Here is a 17,735-nt window from a genome sequence, read left to right on the forward strand (position 1 = left end):
CGCTGAGCAATCCGAGCGCCGGAACACCACCGGCCACATCGTCACCATCGGACACACGGGGGAACACGTATGACAGACAGCACCACCCGACGCCGCCTGCGTTCCGGCACCGTCGTGCTCGGCGGCGTGGGACTGCTCGCCGCCACCCTCAGTGCCTGCGACTCCGACCCGGACAAGCGCTGCGTCGACCGCGACAGCTACACCTCCGGCAAGGGCTACAAGGTCGTCGACGACAAGTACTGCAAGGACGGATCGACGAGCGGCCACACCGGCTGGTACTACGGCGGCTCCAAGAGCGGCAGCCGCATGAAGAGCGGGTCGTTCAGCAAGTCCTCCGGCGGCGGATCGGGCGTCTCGCGCGGCGGGTTCGGCGGCAAGGGCGGATCGGGCGGCTGAGGCACACCATGCGCAGACACGTCATCACGCCGCGTCCCGGCTGGCAGCGGACCGTGGAGGAGCAGGGGCTCATCTACCCGCTGACCCGCTACCCGGACGACTCGCTGCGCCCGTACTGGGACGAGAGCGCCTACTACGAGTTCTCGCTGCCCGAGGTCGAGGCGCTGGAGGAGATCGTCGAGGAACTGCACGCCATGTCCCTGGCCGCGGCCGCGCACATCGTCGACCGGGACCGCTTCGCCGACCTCGGCATCACCGACCCGCGCGTCGTGCGCGCGGTCACCGAGTCCTGGCGCCGCCGGGACGAACTCCCTTCCCTCTACGGGCGTTTCGACCTCCGCTACGACGGCACGGGCCCGGCGAAGCTCCTGGAGTACAACGCCGACACCCCCACCTCCCTCGTCGAGGCGGCGAGCCCCCAGTGGTTCTGGATGGAGGAGCGCTTCCCCGGCGCCGACCAGTGGAACTCCCTCCACGAACGCCTCGTCGACGCCTGGAAGCGGCAGGCGGCCCTGCTGCCGCCCGGCAGCCCCCTGCACTTCGCGCACTCGGCCGCCGACGAACTCGGCGAGGACCTGATGACCGTCGGGTATCTGAAGGAGACCGCCGAGCAGGCGGGCCTCGCCACCGACTGGATCTCGATGGAGGAGATCGGCTGGGACGACCTCTCGGGCCGCTTCGTCGACAACCAACTCCGGTTCATCCGCAGCTGCTTCAAGCTGTACCCGTGGGAGTGGCTGACCACGGACGCGTTCGCCGACCACGTCCTGGACACCCTCGACAACGGCGGCGGCACCGGCAGCACCCTGTGGATCGAGCCCGCCTGGAAGATGCTCCTCAGCAACAAGGCGCTGCTCGCCGTCCTGTGGGAGCTGTACCCGGACCACCCGAACCTGCTGCCCGCCTACGTCGACGGCCCCCGCGACCTCGCCGCCACCACCGGTTACGTGGCCAAGCCGCTGCTGGGCAGGGAGGGCGAGGGCGTCACCCTGCACGAACCCGGGTCCGCCCCCGCCGCCCTGTCCGAAGAGCCCTGCTGCTACCAGGAGTTGGCGCCCCTGCCCGACTTCGACGGCAACCGCACGGTGCTCGGCGCCTGGGTCGTCGACGGCGAGGCAGCCGGCCTCGGCATCCGGGAGTCGGCGGGCCTCGTCACCGACGGCTACGCCCGCTTCCTCCCGCACGTGATCCGGTGACGGGCTACGCGCCCAGCACCGCCCGCAGCTGATCCAGACCCCAGTCCAGATCCTCCTTGCCGATCACCAGCGGCGGCGCGATCCGGATGGTCGACCCGTGGGTGTCCTTCACCAGGACACCCCGGGCCATCAGCTTCTCCGAGATCTCCCGGCCGGTCCCGTACGCGGGGTCGATGTCGACGCCCGCCCACAGGCCACGGCCGCGGACCTCGGTGACCTTGCCCGTCCCGGCCAGCAGCGCCAGCTCGGCGTGCAGATGCTCGCCCAGTTCGGTGGCCCGCCGCTGGAACTCCCCGCCGCGCAGCATCGCGATCACTTCCAGTCCCACCGCGCAGGCGAGCGGGTTCCCGCCGAACGTCGAGCCGTGCTCGCCCGGCCGGAACACGCCGAGCACATCGCGGTCGGCGACCACCGCCGACACCGGTACGACCCCGCCACCGAGCGCCTTGCCCAGCACGTACATGTCCGGCACCACGCCCTCGTGCTCGCACGCGAACGTCCGGCCGGTCCGCCCGAGCCCCGACTGGATCTCGTCCGCGATGAACAGCACCCCGCGCTCGCGCGTCAGCTCCCGTACGCCCGGGAGATAGCCGGGCGGCGGCACCAGGACGCCCGCCTCGCCCTGGATCGGTTCGAGGAGCACGGCCACCGTCTCGTCCGTGACCGCGGCCCGCAGCGCCTCCAGATCCCCGTACGGGACGATGTCGAAGCCCGGCGTGTACGGCCCGAAGTCGGCCCGCGCCTCGGGGTCCGTGGAGAAGCTGACGATCGTCGTCGTGCGCCCGTGGAAGTTGTCGGACGCCACCACGATCCGGGCCCGCCCGTCCGGGACGCCCTTGACCCGGTAGCCCCACTTGCGGGCGGTCTTCACGGCGGTCTCGACGGCCTCCGCGCCCGTGTTCATCGGCAGCACCATGTCCTTGCCGCACAGCTCGGCGAGCTGCGTGCAGAAGTCGGCGAACCGGTCGTGGTGGAAGGCGCGCGACGTCAGCGTCACCCGCTCCAGCTGGGCCTTTGCCGCGTCGATCAGCCGCCGGTTGCCGTGCCCGAAGTTGAGCGCGGAGTACCCGGCGAGCATGTCCAGATAGCGGCGGCCCTCGACATCCGTCAGCCAGGCGCCGTCACCGGTGGCGACGACCACCGGCAGCGGGTGGTAGTTGTGCGCGCTGTGCGCGTCGGACGCGCTGATGAAGTCCTGCGTGGCGTGGTCGGGAGTCACAGAAGTCACGGGATCTCCGTTCGTACGGCACTCGGCGGGCGGTGCGGGACGGGCTTGTGGCCCGTTCCTATCGTGGCTCGCATGCCGGACGCGGAAACCTCGCCCGACGGCGCGCCCGGTAATGTGAGAAACGAGCCGTGACTGGCGCGCTGGGATGGGACCGACCATCGGGGAGCGGCTCGTGAACTGTGTGCCGTGCGCCTGGGCCGACCGCGAACCGACCGTGTCCGGAGGCAGCCCTCATGAGCAAGCCCGATCTCACCCCCGAGTCCACCGCGTACCGCGCCGCCCTCGATGTCGTACGGAGCGTCGAGCCGCGCATCGCCGACGCCATCGGCCAGGAACTCACCGACCAGCGCGAGATGCTCAAGCTGATCGCGTCCGAGAACTACGCCTCCCCGGCCACCCTGCTGGCCATGGGCAACTGGTTCAGCGACAAGTACGCCGAGGGCACCGTCGGCCGCCGCTTCTACGCCGGCTGCCGCAACGTCGACACCGTCGAGGGAATCGCCGCCGAGCACGCCCGCGAGCTGTTCGGCGCCCGGCACGCCTACGTCCAGCCGCACTCCGGCATCGACGCCAACCTGGTCGCCTTCTGGGCCGTCCTCGCCGACCGCGTCGAGGTGCCGTTCCTCGCGAAGACCGGCGTCCGGCAGATGAACGACCTGAGCGACGCCGACTGGGCCGAGCTGCGCCAGGCCTTCGGCAACCAGCGGATGCTCGGCATGTCGCTCGACGCGGGCGGCCACCTCACCCACGGCTTCCGCCCGAACATCTCCGGCAAGATGTTCGACCAGCGCTCGTACGGCACCGACCCCGCCACCGGCCTCATCGACTACGAGGCCCTGCGCGCCCAGGCCCGGGAGTTCAAGCCGCTCATCCTCGTCGCCGGGTACTCCGCCTACCCGCGCCTGGTGAACTTCCGGATCATGCGCGAGATCGCCGACGAGGTCGGCGCGACGCTCATGGTCGACATGGCGCACTTCGCCGGTCTCGTCGCGGGCAAGGTGCTGACCGGCGACTTCGACCCGGTGCCGCACGCGCAGATCGTGACGACCACCACCCACAAGTCGCTGCGCGGCCCGCGCGGCGGCATGGTGCTGTGCGACGACTCCCTCAAGGACCAGGTCGACCGCGGCTGCCCGATGGTGCTCGGCGGCCCGCTGCCGCACGTCATGGCCGCCAAGGCCGTCGCCCTCGCCGAGGCCCGGCAGCCCGCCTTCCAGGACTACGCCCAGCGGATCGTCGACAACGCCAAGGCGCTGGCCGAGGGGCTCATGCGGCGCGGCGCCACCCTCGTCACCGGCGGCACCGACAACCACCTCAACCTCATCGACGTCGCCTCCTCCTACGGGCTCACCGGCCGCCAGGCCGAGTCCGCGCTGCTCGACTCCGGCGTCGTCACCAACCGCAACGCCATCCCCGCCGACCCGAACGGCGCCTGGTACACCTCCGGCATCCGCATCGGCACCCCCGCGCTGACCACGCGCGGCCTGGGCACCGCCGAGATGGACGAGATCGCCGCCCTCATCGACCGGGTCCTGACCACCGCCGAGCCGGGCACCACCAAGTCCGGCGCCCCCTCCAAGGCGAGCCACGTCCTGGAGCAGAAGATCTCCGACGAGGTCGCCCAGCGCGCCGCCGACCTGCTGCGGCCGTTCCCGCTGTACGGGCAGATCGACCTGGGCTGAGCCCGGCCTCAGCCGACGAGCTCCTGCCGCGGGCCCCGGGGTTCCCGCCCCGCCCGCGGCAGCCGCTCGCGGAACCGCCACAGCACCGCGGCCGCGGCGAGCCCCGCGACGAGCCCGCCCAGCGCCCACAGCAGCCGGTCCCACAGCGGTACGCCCGGGGCGGCACGCTCCGGCGGGAACACTCCGGCGTGGCGCAGCTCGGCGACCAGCGCCGGGGAGACGCGGTGCCAGCGCAGATCGTCGTCGTTCACGTCGACCATGGGGTCCGTGCGGATCCACGGTGTGCCGTCGTCGGCGACGATCAGCTGGTCCTGGCGCTCGATGGCCGTGTCGGTGCCGGGCGCCCGCCGGGTCTCCGGCCAGCCGCCCACCCCGGTCATGCCCCACACGATCGTCGCCACCACGGGCGGGAACCGTCCGTCGTCCCAGGCGCTCGGCACCCGCTCGGTCACCGCGTCGAACTCCGCGGTCAGCTGTTCGAGGCGGGCGAAGTCCGGGTCCTCGTAGTGCAGGGACACCGACGGTCCGTCGGCGGCGCCCGGGGCGATCACCACGGCCAGGTCGGGCACGTCCGCCGAGCCGGGCCCCACCGGCCTGGCCTGTGCGGGCCCGGCACCCACCAGCATCAGCAGCACCGCCGCCGCCAGGGCCCGACGGCCCGCCCGCATTCCGCGCATCACTCACCCCCGGCGCCGTACCCGGCGTGATCCGGGTCACGGGAACACCGTAGTGGCAGAGACCTGTCGTGCACCTGCCCCCATTCCACGAGGGACACCTGAGACAATGGGGCCATGGCCACTGATCGTCCTCGCGTGCTTTCCGGAATCCAGCCCACCGCAGGCTCGTTCCACCTCGGCAACTACCTCGGCGCGGTCCGCCAGTGGGTCGCCCTCCAGGAGTCCCACGACGCCTTCTACATGGTCGTGGACCTGCACGCGATCACCGTCCCGCAGGACCCGGAGGTGCTGCGGGAGAACACCCGGCTCGCCGCCGCGCAGCTGCTGGCCGCGGGGCTCGACCCGGAGCGCTGCACGCTGTTCGTGCAGAGCCACGTGCCCGAGCACGCGCAGCTCGCCTGGGTCATGAACTGCCTCACCGGCTTCGGCGAGGCCAGCCGGATGACCCAGTTCAAGGACAAGTCCGCCAAGCAGGGCGCCGACCGCGCGAGCGTCGGCCTGTTCACGTACCCGATCCTCCAGGTCGCGGACATCCTCCTGTACCAGGCGAACGAGGTGCCGGTCGGCGAGGACCAGCGCCAGCACATCGAGCTGACCCGCGACCTCGCGGAGCGGTTCAACGGCCGGTTCGGCGAGACGTTCACGATCCCGAAGCCGTACATCCTCAAGGAGACGGCGAAGATCTTCGACCTCCAGGACCCGTCGATCAAGATGAGCAAGTCGGCGTCCACGCCGAAGGGCCTCATCAACCTGCTCGACGAGCCGAAGGCCACCGCCAAGAAGGTCAAGAGCGCGGTCACCGACACCGACACGGTCATCCGCTACGACGCCGAGAAGAAGCCCGGCGTCAGCAACCTCCTCACGATCTACTCCACCCTCACCGGCATCGGTATCCCGGAACTGGAGCAGAAGTACGAGGGCAAGATGTACGGTGCGCTCAAGACGGACCTGGCCGAGGTCATGGTTGACTTCGTGACCCCGTTCCGGACCCGCACCCAGGAGTACCTGGACGACCCGGAGACCCTCGACGCGATCCTGGCCAAGGGGGCGGAGAAGGCGCGGGCCGTCGCCGCCGAGACCCTGGCCCAGGCGTACGAGAAGGTCGGCTTCCTGCCCGCCAAGCACTGAGCCCGCACGCCTCGCGCAGCAGCAGTACCACCGCCCGCCCGCCACTCGATGACAGGAGCACGACGTGGGGACCGTAACGATCGGTGTCTCGATCGCGGTCCCGGAGCCTCACGGCAGCCTGCTCCAGGAGCGGCGCGCGGGCTTCGGCGACGCCGCGGCGCACGGCATCCCCACGCACATCACGCTGCTCCCGCCGACCGAGGTGGACGGCGGGCAGCTGCCGGCGATCGAGGCGCATCTCGCGGAAGTCGCCGCCACCGGGCGGCCGTTCGCGATGCGGCTGTCCGGCACCGGTACCTTCCGGCCGCTCTCGCCGGTGGTGTTCGTGCAGGTCGTCGAAGGGGCGGAGGCGTGCACCTGGCTGCAGAAGCAGGTACGGGACGCCTCCGGGCCGGTCGCCCGTGAGCTGCAGTTTCCGTACCACCCGCATGTGACGGTCGCGCACGGGATCGCCGAGGAGGCGATGGACCGGGCGTTCGCGGAGCTGGCCGATTACGAGGCGGCCTGGCCCTGTACCGGGTTCGCCCTCTACGAGCAGGGGGCCGACGGCATCTGGCGGCGCCTCCGCGACTTCTGTTTCCCGGGTCCCACGGTCCCCCCGCAATCCCCGCGCCGAGGCGCCGGCCGCGCCAACAGCACCCCGTAGCCGTGCCGCGCGGGCCGCTGCCAGCCCCGCCTGGGGCGCTGTGCCCGCCCCGACAGGGGCGCGGGGAACTGCGCGACCAGCCCCCACCGGGGCTGCACCCGCGAACGGCGCTGTACTGGCCGCCCCTTAGGCGCTAGCCCCGCGCCGGGGGCCGCCTTGCCCACCCTGCCGCCCCAGGCGGCAGATTGCCCAAGACGGCGGGCGCTCGCCCGGGTCGCGAGACGGGCGGCGGGCGGCTGCCCAAGGCGGGGCGGGGCGGGGCGGACCGCACGCCCAGGACGGCAGGGGCGGGCCCGGGTTATACCGGGAGGCGGCGGAAGAGGGGGCGGGGGACGTGGCGGAGGCCCGCCATGACCACGCGGAGCGCCCCCGGCACCCACACAGTCTCCGACCGCCGCCGAAGCCCCAGCTCAATGGCGGCAGCCACGGCGTCCGGCGTCGTGGCGAGCGGCGCCTCGGCCAGCCCGGCCGTCATCTTCGTGCGCACGAACCCGGGCCGCACGACCATGACGTGCACCCCGGTGCCGTGCAGCGCGTCCCCGAGCCCCTGCGCGAACGCGTCGAGCCCCGCCTTGCTCGACCCGTAGATGAAGTTGGAGCGCCGGGCCCGCTCACCCGCGACCGACGACAGCACCACCAGCGAGCCGTGCCCCTGCGCCTGGAGGGCCCGCGCGCACACGAGCCCGGCCGAGACGGCGCCCGTGTAGTTGGTCTGGGCGACGCGTACGGCGGCCAGCGGATCGCCCTCGTCACGGGCCTGGTCGCCGAGGACGCCGAAGGCGAGCAGCACCATGTCGATGTCGCCCTCGGTGAACACCTTCCCCAGCGCCTCCTCGTGCGCCTCGGAGTCGAGGGCGTCGAAGGCGACGGTCCGCACGTCGGCGCCCGAGCCGCGCAGCTCCTCGGCGGCCGCGTCGAGCGCCGGGGACGGACGGCCCGCCAGCCACACCGTGCGGGTGCGCCGGGTGATCAGGCGGCGGGCCGTCGCGAGCCCGATCTCGGACGTGCCGCCGAGGACGAGCAGGGACTGGGGGATGCCGAAGGCGTCCTTCATGAGAGGCGAACTCCTGTGAGGGGTCGGGGGAGTCAGAGGGAGAGGCGGCGCGACAGGTCCGAGCGGAACACGCCGGCCGGGTCGAGCCGCGCTCGCAGCGAACGGAAGTCGGCGAGCCGCGGGTACATGGCGTCGAGCAGTTCGGGGCGCAGCCGGGAGTCCTTGGCGAGGTAGACGCGGCCGTCGGCGGCGGCGACCTCCTCGTCGAGCTCGTCGAGGAAGGCGCCGAGCCCCGGCAGGCTGGCGGGGATGTCGAGGGCGAGGGTCCAGCCCGGCATCGGGAAGGACAGCCAGCCCGGGTCGCTGTCGCCGAACCGCTTGAGGACGGCGAGGAAGGACGGGCAGCGCCGCTCGGAGATGCGCCGCACGACGCGGCGCAGGGCGTCCTCCTGCCCGTACCCGACGACGAACTGGTACTGCACGAAGCCGCCGCGCCCGTAGACCCGGTTCCAGTGCGGCACGCCGTCGAGCGGGTGGAAGAAGGCGGCGAGCTTCTGGAGCTCGCCGGTGCGCAGCCGGGGCGCCCTGCGGTACCAGAGCTCGTTGAAGAGGCCGACCGTGGTGCGGCCCAGCAGGCCCTCGGGGACGAAGGCGGGCGGCGCGGGAAGGCGGCCGGGGCGGAACTCCAGCGGGGCGCGGCGGGCGCGGGCGGGCAGCGCGTCCAGCGGGGCGTGGTCGCCGCGGGTGAGGACGGCGCGGCCCAGGGCGCTGCCGCGCGCGAGCAGGTCGATCCAGGCGACGGAGTAGCGGTAGCGGTGGTCGGTGGCGGTCAGCCGGGCCATCAGGTCGTCGAGGTCGGTGGCGCGCTCGGTGTCGACGCTCATCAGCGAGGTCTCCACGCGCTGGAGCCGGACCGTCGCGGTCAGGATGACGCCGGTCAGGCCCATGCCGCCGGCGGTGGCGTCGAACAGCTCGGTGCCGCGCTCCACCATCCGCACCTCGCCGTCGGCGGTGAGCAGTTCGAGGGCCTCGACGTGCCGCGAGAAGGAGCCGTGGACGTGGTGGTTCTTGCCGTGGATGTCGGCGCCGATCGCGCCGCCGACCGTCACATAGCGGGTGCCGGGGGTGACCGGCACGAACCAGCCGAGCGGCAGCAGCACCTCCATCAGCCGGTGCAGGGAGACGCCCGCGTCGCACAGGACGGTGCCGCCCGCCGCGTCGATGGCGTGGATCCGGTCCAGGCCGGTCATGTCGAGGACCGCGCCGCCCGCGTTCTGCGCCGCGTCGCCGTAGGCGCGGCCGAGGCCCCGGGCGATGCCGCCGCGCCGCCCGGTGACGGCGCACTCCCGGACGGCGGCCACCGTCTCCTCGTAGCTGCGGGGGCGCACCAGATGCGCCGAGGTCGGGGCGGTGCGGCCCCAGCCGGTGACCGGCACGGTGTCGTAACCGGGGCTCGTGGGTGCCGTGGGTGAAGGAGCTGCAGCCATGACGGCGACCGTATCGTCCATAGAAGGCCGCTTTGCCCCAAATCTCATATTCCCTCACCGAAATGGGTGATTGAGGGGGTGTCATAGGAAATGGCCCGGTCTGCGGGGTGCCCGGCCTCCACAGTGAGCCACATGGACGACATCGACCGCCGATTGCTGTCAGCGTTGCGCGACTGCGGCTCGGACCGGCGTGTGGCGGCGGCCGCGCGGGCGCTGTCCTGGGCCGGGGAGCACGGCGCGCTCTGGCTCGCGGCCGGGCTCGTGGGCGCCGCCGCCGACCGGGAACGGCGCCCCGCCTGGCTGCGCGCCACGGCCCTGACCGCGGGCGCGCACCTGGCCAGCATGGGCGTGAAGCGTGTGGTGCGCAGGCCGCGGCCCGAGGCGGGCGCCGGGATCGAGCCCCTGGTGCGCACGGCCGGCCGGCACTCCTTCCCCAGCTCCCACGCCACCGCCGCGGCCGCCGCCGCCGTCGCCTACGGCGCGGTGCGGCCGGTCGGCGCGCACCTGGCGCCGCCGATCGCCGCCGCCATGTGCGTCTCGCGGCTCGTCGTCGGCGTGCACTACCCGTCCGACGTGGCGGCGGGCGCGGCGCTGGGGGCGCTGACCGCGCGGCTCGGGGCGCGCTGGGCGGCCGCCGGAGGTGCGCCCCGATGACGGACGGCGCCAAGGGCGCGGCGGTCCTGGAACGGCCGCACGAAGTACGGCAGCGGGTCACCCCGCTCGGGCTGCCCGCCGGGCTGCTGCGCACCGCGCGGCCCCGGCAGTGGGTGAAGAACGCCCTGGTCGTCGCGGCCCCCGCCGCCGCGGGTGAACTCTTCTCCCGGCACGCGCTGACCCAAGTGGTGCTGGTCTTCTGCCTGTTCACCCTCGCCTCGGCGGCGGTGTACCTGATCAACGACGCGCGCGACGCCGAGGCCGACCGCGCCCACCCGGTCAAGCGGCACCGCCCGGTGGCGGCGGGCCAGGTGCCGGTCCCCGTCGCCTACGCCGCGGGCGCGGCCCTCGCGGCTCTCGCGCCGACCCTCGCGGCGGCGCTGTGCAACCCGATGACCGCGGCGCTGCTCACCGCGTACGTCGCCATGCAGCTCGCCTACTGCGTCAGCCTCAAGCACGTACTCGTCGTCGACCTGACCGTCGTGACCACCGGCTTCCTGATGCGGGCGATGATCGGCGGGGTCGCGCTCGGCATCCCGCTGTCGCGCTGGTTCCTGATCACCACCGGGTTCGGCGCGCTGTTCATGGTCTCCGCCAAGCGGTACTCCGAGGCCGTGCAGATGGCGGGCAAGGAGGGCGCCACGCGGGCCCTGCTGAACCAGTACACGACCGGCTACCTGCGCTTCGTCTGGCAGCTCGCGGCCGGGGTCGCCGTGCTCGCCTACTGCCTGTGGGCGATGGAGGAGGGCGGTGTCGCGCGCACCAGCCTGCTGCCCTGGCGGCAGCTGTCGATGGTGGCGTTCATCCTCGCCGTGCTGCGCTACGCCGTCTTCGCCGACCGGGGCACGGCCGGTGAGCCGGAGGACGTCGTGCTGCGCGACCGGGCCCTCGCGGTCATCGGCCTGGTGTGGCTGGCCATGTACGGACTCGCGGTCGTCGACTGGTGAGCCGGCTGCGGGCGCTGGGACCGGAGCTGGCCGCCTTCGCGGGGGTCGGGCTCTGCGCGTACGCCGCCGACCTCGGCCTGTTCGTGTGGCTGCGCGGCCCGGCCGGGTTCGACCCGCTCACCGCCAAGGCGCTCTCCTTCGTGGCGGGCTGCTCGGTGGCGTACGCGGGCAACGCCCTCGGTACGTACCGGGGCGCGGCACCGCAGGTCACCCGGCTGCGGCAGTACGGGGTGTTCTTCGCGGTGAACGTGGTGGGCGCGCTGGTGCAGTTGCTGTGCCTCGCCGTGTCGCACTACGGATTCGGGCTGACCTCGGCGCGGGCGGACACCGTATCCGGGGCGGGAGTCGGCATGGCACTGGCCACGGTGCTGCGGTTCTGGGGTACCAGGACCCTGGTTTTCCGCGCGAGCACGATCCGTACGAGCCCGGTTGAAACGGCGGACAAGGGCAGGCTTGGATCATGGACTGGCTGAAGAAGCTCCCCGTTGTCGGACCCCTGGTGAGCCGGCTGATGCTGACGCACGCCTGGCGCGCCTACGAACGGCTCGACGCCGTGCACTGGGCGCGGCTCGCGGCGGCGATGACGTTCATCAGTTTCCTCGCCCTGTTCCCGCTGCTCACCGTCGCCGCGGCGATCGCGGCCGGCACGCTGTCCACCGCGCAGCAGCAGGAGCTCCAGACCAAGATCGGCGATCAGGTGCCGGGCATCTCCGACCAGCTGGACATCCAGGCGCTGGTCGACAACGCGGGCACCGTCGGGGTCGTCGCCGGCGCGCTGCTGCTGTTCACCGGCATCGGCTGGGTCGGCTCGATGCGGGAGTGCCTGCGCGCCGTGTGGGAGCTGCCCGACGAGGAGGAGAACCCGGTCCTGCGCAAGCTGAAGGACGCCGGGGTGCTGATCGGCCTCGGGGGAGCGGGCCTCGCCTCGCTCGTCGCCTCCACGGTCGCCTCCACGGCCGTGGACGCCACCGCCGAGGGGCTCGGCCTCGACAAGAACGGCTGGGGCGGCTTCCTGCTCCAGGCCGCCGCGTTCGCGATCGCCGTGCTCGCGGACTTCCTGCTGCTGCTCTACGTCCTGACCCTGCTGCCCGGGGTGGCGCCCGAGCGCCGCGATCTGGTGACCGCGGCGCTGATCGGCGCCGCCGGGTTCGAGCTGCTGAAGATGCTGCTCGGCGGCTACATCAAGGGCGTCGCCGCGAAGAGCATGTACGGGGCGTTCGGCACGCCGGTCGCCCTGCTGCTGTGGATCAACTTCACGGCGAAGCTGCTGCTGTTCTGCGCCGCCTGGTCGGCGACCGGGGTCAGGACCGCTTCTGAGCCGGCCACTTCTTCCGCACCACGAACACCCCCGCGGCCAGCACCACCAGCACCCCACCCGTGATCGCCAGCGCGATCCCGACACCGCTGGAGCCGCCGCTCGTCGAGGTGACCGCCGCGTGCGCGTCGGGCTTCGCGGGGCCCGCGTCGCCCTTCGGGGCGGCCGAGGCCGACGGCGCGGCGGCCGTCTTCGCCAGGACGAGGTGGCCGACCGGGGAGACCTTGCCGTCGGCCTCGAAGCCCCAGTCGAGCAGCCGCGCGGCCTCCTTGTAGACCGCGAAGGACTCTCCGGAGCTGGGGTTCATGACGGTGACGAGCAGCACCTTGCCGCCGCGCTCGGCGACCCCGGTGAAGGTCGCGCCCGCGTTCGTGGTGTTGCCGTTCTTGACGCCCGCGATGCCCTTGTACGGCGAGATGCCGGAGTCCCCGGTGAGCAGCCGGTTGGTGTTCTGGATCTCGAACCGCTCGGTCGTCTTCCCCTTCTTCTGCTCCTTGGGGAACTTGGCCCGCGCCGTCGCCGCGTACTCGCGGAAGTCCGGCTTCTGCAGCCCCGAGCGGGCGAACAGCGTCAGGTCGTACGCGGACGAGGTCTGGCCCGGCATGTCGTAGCCGTCGGGGCTGACCACGTGCGTGTCGTGCGCCTGCAGCGTGTCCGCGTGGGCCTGCATGTCCTTCACGGTCTGCGGGACGCCGTGGTTCATCGCGGACAGCACGTGCACCGCGTCGTTGCCCGACTTCAGGAAGACGCCCAGCCACAGGTCGTGGACCGTGTACGTGAAGCCCTCCTTGACGCCGACGAGGCTGGAGCCCGCGCCCATCCCCGCCAGGTCGGAGGGGACGACCTTGTGCGTCGTCGACTTCAGGAACTTCGGCAGGACCGTGTCCGCGAAGAGCATCTTCAGGGTGCTCGCGGGCGGCAGCTTCCAGTGCGCGTTGTGCGAGGCCAGCACCTCGCCCGACTCGGCGTCGCTGACGATCCAGGACTTCGCCGTCAGATCCTTGGGCAGGACCGGAGCGCCGCCGCCGAGGTCCACCTGGGTGCCCGCCTTCGCCAGCCGGGCGCCGCCGATGTCCGACATGGTCGCGGGTGGCTTGTCGTCCTTGTCGGCGGCGACCGCCGCGGGGGCGATCCCCGCCAGCGTCAGGGCACAGGCCGTCAGGACGAGCGCGGACTTCTTCACGTACGAGGTGACGTACGACGCATGAGTGGCAGACACGCACGAGAACGTACAGGTACCCGGCCCGTAAGTCTCCGCCGAGGTGTTCTGTGTCTCCTCCGCCCCACCCCGGCGGCGGTGCGCCGCACGCGCTGGCGATACTGAACGCATGAAGCTCAGTCGCCCCGTCTCCTGGTTCCTGCTCGCCTTCGGGGTGTGGTCGTGGATCATCTGGGTCACTTTCGCCAAAAATCTGTGGAAGGACGGCAGCGGCCTCGCCTTCGACGACGCCGGGGATCCGACCACGTACTTCTGGGTCCACCTGACCCTCGCGATCGTTTCCTTTGTCTTGGGGACGGTGGTCGGGGTGATCGGGTTCCGCGGCGTGCGGTCCCAGCGCGACTCCGCCTAGCGGCGGCGGGTCATGGTCGTCCTCCTCGTCCTCGCCGTCGTCGCCGTGCTCGCGGCCTTCGCCGGGCTGCACTACTACGCGTACCGGCGCCTGGTCCGCGCCACGACGGCCGGGCCCGGGTGGCCCCGGCGCCTCGGTGCCGCGGTGTTCGTGGCGGGCCCGGTGCTGATGTTCGCGGCGATCGCCGCGGAGCGGGCCGGAGCGCCGTTCCCGCTGCAACGGGCGCTCGCCTGGCCCGGGTTCCTGTGGATGGCGTTCGCCCTCTACCTGCTGCTCGCGCTGCTGGTGGGGGAGGCGGTGCGGCCGGTGCTGCGGCGAGTGCTCGACCGCGGGACGCGCCGCCCCGGGCCCGCCGCCGACGAGGCCGCGCCGGAGCCGGCCCCCGAACCGGCCCCCGCCCCCGAACCGGCGCCCGTCGCCGCTCCCACCCGTCGGCTGGTCCTCGCCCGGACCGTGGGCGCCGCCTCGGCCGTCGCCGCCGCCGGGATCGTCGGCAACGGCGCCTACGGCGTGCTGCGCGGCCCGAAGGTGAAGCGGGTCACGGTCCCGCTGGCCAAACTGCCGCGCTCCGCGCACGGGTTCCGGATCGCGGTGGTCAGCGACGTGCACCTCGGCCCGGTGCTCGGCCGCGGCTTCGCCGAGCGCGTCGTCGACATCGTCAACGGCACCCAGCCCGACCTGATCGCGGTCGTCGGCGACCTCGTCGACGGCAGCGTCGAGGACCTCGCCCCGGCCGTCGCCCCGCTGGCCCGGCTCCGCTCCCGGCACGGCACGTACTTCGTCACCGGCAACCACGAGTACTTCTCCGGCGCCGACCCCTGGGTGGCGCACGTCCGCGAGATCGGGATGCGGCCGCTGGCCAACGCCCGGGTGGAGATGGGCGCGTTCGACCTCGCCGGGGTCAACGACATCAGCGGCGCGAACCACGGCGAGGGCCCCGACTACGGCAAGGCGCTCGGCGACCGCGACACCTCCCGCGCCGCCGTGCTCCTCGCCCACCAGCCCGTGATGATCCACGAGGCGGTGAAGCACGGCGTCGACCTCCAGCTCTCCGGCCACACCCACGGCGGACAGCTGTGGCCCGGCAACTTCGTCGCGGACGCGGCCAATCCGACCCTCGCGGGCCTGGAGTCCTACGGCGACACCCAGCTCTACGTCAGCCGGGGCGCCGGGGCCTGGGGCCCACCGGTGCGGGTGGGGGCGCCGTCCGACATCACGGTCGTCGAGCTGGCGTCGCGTCAGGCCTGACCACGGCCGCGGGCGCCTGACCGAATACCGACGTGCTGTCGGTGACCGTGGTGGCACTCAGCGTATTCATGCCGCAGCATCATGTGTCGCAACTGTGTTCACGGTATGCGTGAACGGACAAAGTACGTCCGGCGACGGATGAGGAGGAGGTGGCTACGTGTGTTGCGGCGCAGTGCGTTCAGACTGCCCCGGCACCCGGCCTCGGTGGGGATCGCGCGGCTACGGGTGCGCGATCATCTCGCGGTCTGGGGGCACACAGGGCCGGCTGAAGCGCTGGACACCGCGATTCTGCTCGTGTCCGAACTGGCGACGAACGCCGTGCGGCACGGTCCCGTGCGGGAGCGTGAGTTCGAGGTCGCGGTGACGGTGCTCGCGGACGGCTCGTGCTTCATCGAGGTGTCCGACGCGGCGTCGGCCGAGCCCGAGGTGAAGGTGCCGTACCCGGCCGAGGACGAGAACGGTCGGGGGCTGCATCTGGTTGATGCGCTTGCCGAGGCGTGGGGGGTCTGGCAGCGCGGCCGCTACGGCAAAACGGTCTGGGCCCTGGTCCGTTCCTGACCCCCCCAAGGAGCGGGGCCTTGCCCCAGCCCTCTCCACATCCCCGGTTTCGCCGTCCGCCCCCGGGGCGCGCGTGACGAACTGGGATCAGGCCCGGCGGCGGCCGGTGGGCCGACGGCGGCGGCGCAGGGCCACCAGGCTTCCGCCCGCCAGCGCAGCCACCACGGCGGACCCCCCGAGCGCCCACCCCTCCCGCCCCTCGGCCGACCCGCCGGAGGAGGCCGCCGGCGCCCCGGCGACCGGCGACGCCGACTCCTTGGGGCGCTCGCTCAACGGCACGACCAGCTCCCCGACGGCACCGGCCCTGCCCCCGGCCCGGAACCCCCAGTCGAGCAGCGCCGCAGTCTCCTCGTACACCTCGGCCCCGGACCCGGGATGCATCACGGTCACCAGAAGCGTGCGCCCGTCGCGGGTGGCGGCACCGGTGAAGGTGTTCCCGGCGTTGGTCGTATAGCCGTTCTTGACGCCGATCAGCCCCTGGTACGGGGCGACCCCCTGCCCGGTCAGCAGGCGGTCGGTGTTCTGGATCTGGAAGGTCTTGGAGCCGCCCGCGGGGAAGTCGGCGACGCGCGTGGCGCAGTACCCGCGGAAGTCGTCGTTCTTCAGCCCCGCGCGAGCGAAGAGCGTGAGGTCGTACGCGGAGGAGAGCTGCCCCTTGTGGTCGAAGCCGTCGGGGCTGACGACATGGGTGTCCTCGGCCTGGAGATCCTTCGCGCGGGCCTGCATCTGCGCGACGGTCTGCTCGACGCCGCCGTTCATGTGGGCGAGGACGTGCACGGCGTCGTTGCCGGAGCGCAGGAAGACGCCCTGCCACAACTGGTGGACGGTGTACGTGGTGCCGGCCTGGACGCCGACGAGGCTGGAGCCGTACGGGATCCCGGCCAGGTCCTCGGCGGTCACCCGGTGCCGGTCGGTGGCGGCGAACTTCGGCAGCACGGTGTCCGCGAAGAGCATCTTCAGGGTGGAGGCGGGAGCCAGCGCCTTGTGCGCGTTGAACGAGGCCAGCACCTCGCCGCTGTCGTTGTCGGCGACGAGCCACGCACGGGCCCTGAGCCCCGGCGGCTTCGGCACCCCGGCGCCGCGCCGCACCTGCACCCCGGCCGCACCGAGCCGCGCGCCGCCCACGACCGGTGCGGCGGAGGCCCGCTGCGCGGGAAGGGTGAGAGCGGCGGCCGCTCCGATGCCGAGACCGAGCGCGGCGCGACGGCCGAACGGGGAGGACGACGGGTGCTGCGGGGACGAGGCTGTGCCGGGCATCCCGCGAAGGTACAGCTCAAAGCTGAGGCAAAGGTAAGAGGGGTCGGTCTATCGGCTCTGCCGGGGCCGGGTCATCCCCGGCAGGAAGTCGGTGAACAGCTCGTGCACCTCGTGGACAAGCGGCCGCAGCACCCGGAACCGGGCCAGCGCCACCCCCCGCGTCGTCAGCCGCGCGCCCCGGCCCGCCAGCCGCCGGCTGCGCTCCCGGTCCTCGGACGAGTCGAAGACCCAGTACAGGACGAGCCCCATCTGCGACAGCCACATCAACTCCGGCAGGATCTCGGCGAGTTCGGCCGGCACCTTCGCCTTCGAACCGGCGAGCACCTCCCGGTGCACGGAGATCGCCGCCTGCCGCGCGTGCTCCGACTCCGGTGAGAACGGGCTGAGCGGGGACTCCGGATCGGCGGCGTTCTTGAAGAACTGCGCCGCGAACTCGTGGTACGGCTCCGCGATCTCCAGCCAGACCCCGAGCACCCCGGCGAGCCGCGCCTCCAGATCGGTCTCCGTGTCGAGCACGGACCGGACCGCCGCCTGGTGCTCGGCGGCGATCCGGTCGTAGAACCCCTGGATGAGGTGTTCCTTGCCCGCGAAGTAGTAGTACGCGTTGCCGACCGAGACCCCGGCCTCCTGGGCGATCGCCCGCATCGTGGTCCTGTCGTAGCCCCGCTCCCGGAACAGCCGCATCGCGGTCTCCAGGATCAGTGCCCGCGTCTGCTCGCTCTTCACGGTCTTCTCTGCTGCCACGCCGCCG

Annotated in this window: 19 protein-coding genes and 1 riboswitch; of the genes, 12 read left to right on the forward strand and 7 right to left on the reverse strand. The window is 72.6% G+C overall.

The window, feature by feature from the left end:
- The first annotated feature begins 69 nt into the window (after positions 1-69).
- Together ABII15_RS23760 and ABII15_RS23765 are read left to right on the forward strand one after the other, a co-directional pair.
- Complete coding sequence (locus ABII15_RS23760) at positions 70-396, forward strand: hypothetical protein (protein WP_353944310.1); 327 nt, start codon at positions 70-72, stop codon at positions 394-396.
- Positions 397-404: 8 nt separating this feature from the next.
- Entirely contained in the window at positions 405-1,592 is a 1,188-nt protein-coding gene (locus ABII15_RS23765) for a glutathionylspermidine synthase family protein (protein ID WP_353944311.1), read from the forward strand.
- A 4-nt stretch (positions 1,593-1,596) separates the two neighbouring features.
- On the opposite strand, the gene rocD is transcribed toward ABII15_RS23765, so the two are convergent.
- Complete coding sequence (rocD, locus tag ABII15_RS23770) at positions 1,597-2,811, reverse strand: ornithine--oxo-acid transaminase (RefSeq protein ID WP_353947172.1); 1,215 nt, start codon at positions 2,809-2,811, stop codon at positions 1,597-1,599.
- Between the two features lie 127 nt (positions 2,812-2,938).
- Positions 2,939-3,025, forward strand: a riboswitch (ZMP/ZTP riboswitch).
- Between the two features lie 28 nt (positions 3,026-3,053).
- On the opposite strand from rocD, the gene ABII15_RS23775 reads away from it, so the two are divergent.
- Positions 3,054-4,502 carry a glycine hydroxymethyltransferase gene (locus ABII15_RS23775; protein ID WP_353944312.1) on the forward strand — a complete coding sequence of 483 codons (1,449 nt, stop codon included), beginning with the start codon at positions 3,054-3,056 and terminating at the stop codon, positions 4,500-4,502.
- Between the two features lie 8 nt (positions 4,503-4,510).
- On the opposite strand, the gene ABII15_RS23780 is transcribed toward ABII15_RS23775, so the two are convergent.
- The gene (locus ABII15_RS23780; RefSeq protein WP_353944313.1) at positions 4,511-5,179 is read right to left on the reverse strand and encodes a hypothetical protein; all 669 of its coding nucleotides are present in this window, start codon (positions 5,177-5,179) and stop codon (positions 4,511-4,513) included.
- A 114-nt stretch (positions 5,180-5,293) separates the two neighbouring features.
- Here ABII15_RS23780 and trpS point away from each other — a divergent pair, with 114 nt between their 5' ends.
- Together trpS and ABII15_RS23790 are read left to right on the forward strand one after the other, a co-directional pair.
- The gene (trpS, locus tag ABII15_RS23785; RefSeq protein WP_353944314.1) at positions 5,294-6,307 is read left to right on the forward strand and encodes a tryptophan--tRNA ligase; all 1,014 of its coding nucleotides are present in this window, start codon (positions 5,294-5,296) and stop codon (positions 6,305-6,307) included.
- 64 nt (positions 6,308-6,371) lie between these two features.
- The gene (locus ABII15_RS23790; RefSeq protein ID WP_353944315.1) at positions 6,372-6,953 is read left to right on the forward strand and encodes a 2'-5' RNA ligase family protein; all 582 of its coding nucleotides are present in this window, start codon (positions 6,372-6,374) and stop codon (positions 6,951-6,953) included.
- 298 nt (positions 6,954-7,251) lie between these two features.
- Here the strand turns inward: ABII15_RS23790 and ABII15_RS23795 are convergent, their stop codons facing one another.
- Positions 7,252-8,007, reverse strand: a complete 756-nt coding sequence (locus ABII15_RS23795; protein WP_353944316.1) for a decaprenylphospho-beta-D-erythro-pentofuranosid-2-ulose 2-reductase — start codon at positions 8,005-8,007, stop codon at positions 7,252-7,254.
- A 32-nt stretch (positions 8,008-8,039) separates the two neighbouring features.
- Complete coding sequence (locus ABII15_RS23800; protein ID WP_353944317.1) at positions 8,040-9,434, reverse strand: FAD-binding oxidoreductase; 1,395 nt, start codon at positions 9,432-9,434, stop codon at positions 8,040-8,042.
- Between the two features lie 132 nt (positions 9,435-9,566).
- Between ABII15_RS23800 and ABII15_RS23805 the strand changes: the two genes are divergently transcribed.
- Genes ABII15_RS23805 through ABII15_RS23820 form a run of 4 tightly spaced genes read left to right on the forward strand, consistent with a single transcriptional unit; the run spans position 9,567 to position 12,416 of the window.
- Positions 9,567-10,088 carry a phosphatase PAP2 family protein gene (locus ABII15_RS23805; protein ID WP_353944318.1) on the forward strand — a complete coding sequence of 174 codons (522 nt, stop codon included), beginning with the start codon at positions 9,567-9,569 and terminating at the stop codon, positions 10,086-10,088.
- On the forward strand, positions 10,085-11,035 hold the full coding sequence (locus tag ABII15_RS23810; protein WP_353944319.1) for a decaprenyl-phosphate phosphoribosyltransferase: 951 nt from the start codon (positions 10,085-10,087) through the stop codon (positions 11,033-11,035). Before ABII15_RS23805 ends, ABII15_RS23810 begins: the two co-directional genes overlap by 4 nt.
- Positions 11,032-11,508, forward strand: coding sequence for a GtrA family protein (locus ABII15_RS23815; protein WP_353944320.1), 477 nt, complete (start codon positions 11,032-11,034; stop codon positions 11,506-11,508). The genes ABII15_RS23810 and ABII15_RS23815 overlap by 4 nt, the downstream gene beginning before the upstream one ends.
- Positions 11,496-12,416, forward strand: coding sequence for a YihY/virulence factor BrkB family protein (locus ABII15_RS23820; RefSeq protein WP_353944321.1), 921 nt, complete (start codon positions 11,496-11,498; stop codon positions 12,414-12,416). Before ABII15_RS23815 ends, ABII15_RS23820 begins: the two co-directional genes overlap by 13 nt.
- On the opposite strand, the gene ABII15_RS23825 is transcribed toward ABII15_RS23820, so the two are convergent.
- Positions 12,337-13,569 (reverse strand): D-alanyl-D-alanine carboxypeptidase, encoded by a 1,233-nt coding sequence (locus tag ABII15_RS23825; RefSeq protein ID WP_353944322.1) that lies wholly within the window; start codon positions 13,567-13,569, stop codon positions 12,337-12,339. The genes ABII15_RS23820 and ABII15_RS23825 overlap by 80 nt on opposite strands.
- A 109-nt stretch (positions 13,570-13,678) precedes the next feature.
- Here ABII15_RS23825 and ABII15_RS23830 point away from each other — a divergent pair, with 109 nt between their 5' ends.
- The 3 genes from ABII15_RS23830 (at position 13,679) to ABII15_RS23840 (ending at position 15,727) form a co-directional block, all read left to right on the forward strand.
- On the forward strand, positions 13,679-13,921 hold the full coding sequence (locus ABII15_RS23830) for a hypothetical protein (protein ID WP_353944323.1): 243 nt from the start codon (positions 13,679-13,681) through the stop codon (positions 13,919-13,921).
- A 12-nt stretch (positions 13,922-13,933) separates the two neighbouring features.
- Complete coding sequence (locus tag ABII15_RS23835) at positions 13,934-15,169, forward strand: metallophosphoesterase (RefSeq protein WP_353944324.1); 1,236 nt, start codon at positions 13,934-13,936, stop codon at positions 15,167-15,169.
- A 159-nt stretch (positions 15,170-15,328) separates the two neighbouring features.
- The gene (locus tag ABII15_RS23840; protein ID WP_353944325.1) at positions 15,329-15,727 is read left to right on the forward strand and encodes an ATP-binding protein; all 399 of its coding nucleotides are present in this window, start codon (positions 15,329-15,331) and stop codon (positions 15,725-15,727) included.
- 87 nt (positions 15,728-15,814) lie between these two features.
- Here ABII15_RS23840 and ABII15_RS23845 read toward each other — a convergent pair whose 3' ends face one another.
- Both ABII15_RS23845 and ABII15_RS23850 read right to left on the reverse strand, forming a co-directional pair.
- Positions 15,815-16,984 (reverse strand): serine hydrolase, encoded by a 1,170-nt coding sequence (locus tag ABII15_RS23845; protein WP_353944326.1) that lies wholly within the window; start codon positions 16,982-16,984, stop codon positions 15,815-15,817.
- Between the two features lie 48 nt (positions 16,985-17,032).
- Entirely contained in the window at positions 17,033-17,728 is a 696-nt protein-coding gene (locus ABII15_RS23850) for a TetR family transcriptional regulator (protein WP_353944327.1), read from the reverse strand.
- Positions 17,729-17,735 lie beyond the last annotated feature (7 nt).

The sequence above is a fragment of the Streptomyces sp. HUAS MG91 genome (genome assembly GCF_040529335.1).
In the GTDB taxonomy this organism is placed as follows: Bacteria; Actinomycetota; Actinomycetes; order Streptomycetales; family Streptomycetaceae; genus Streptomyces; species Streptomyces tabacisoli.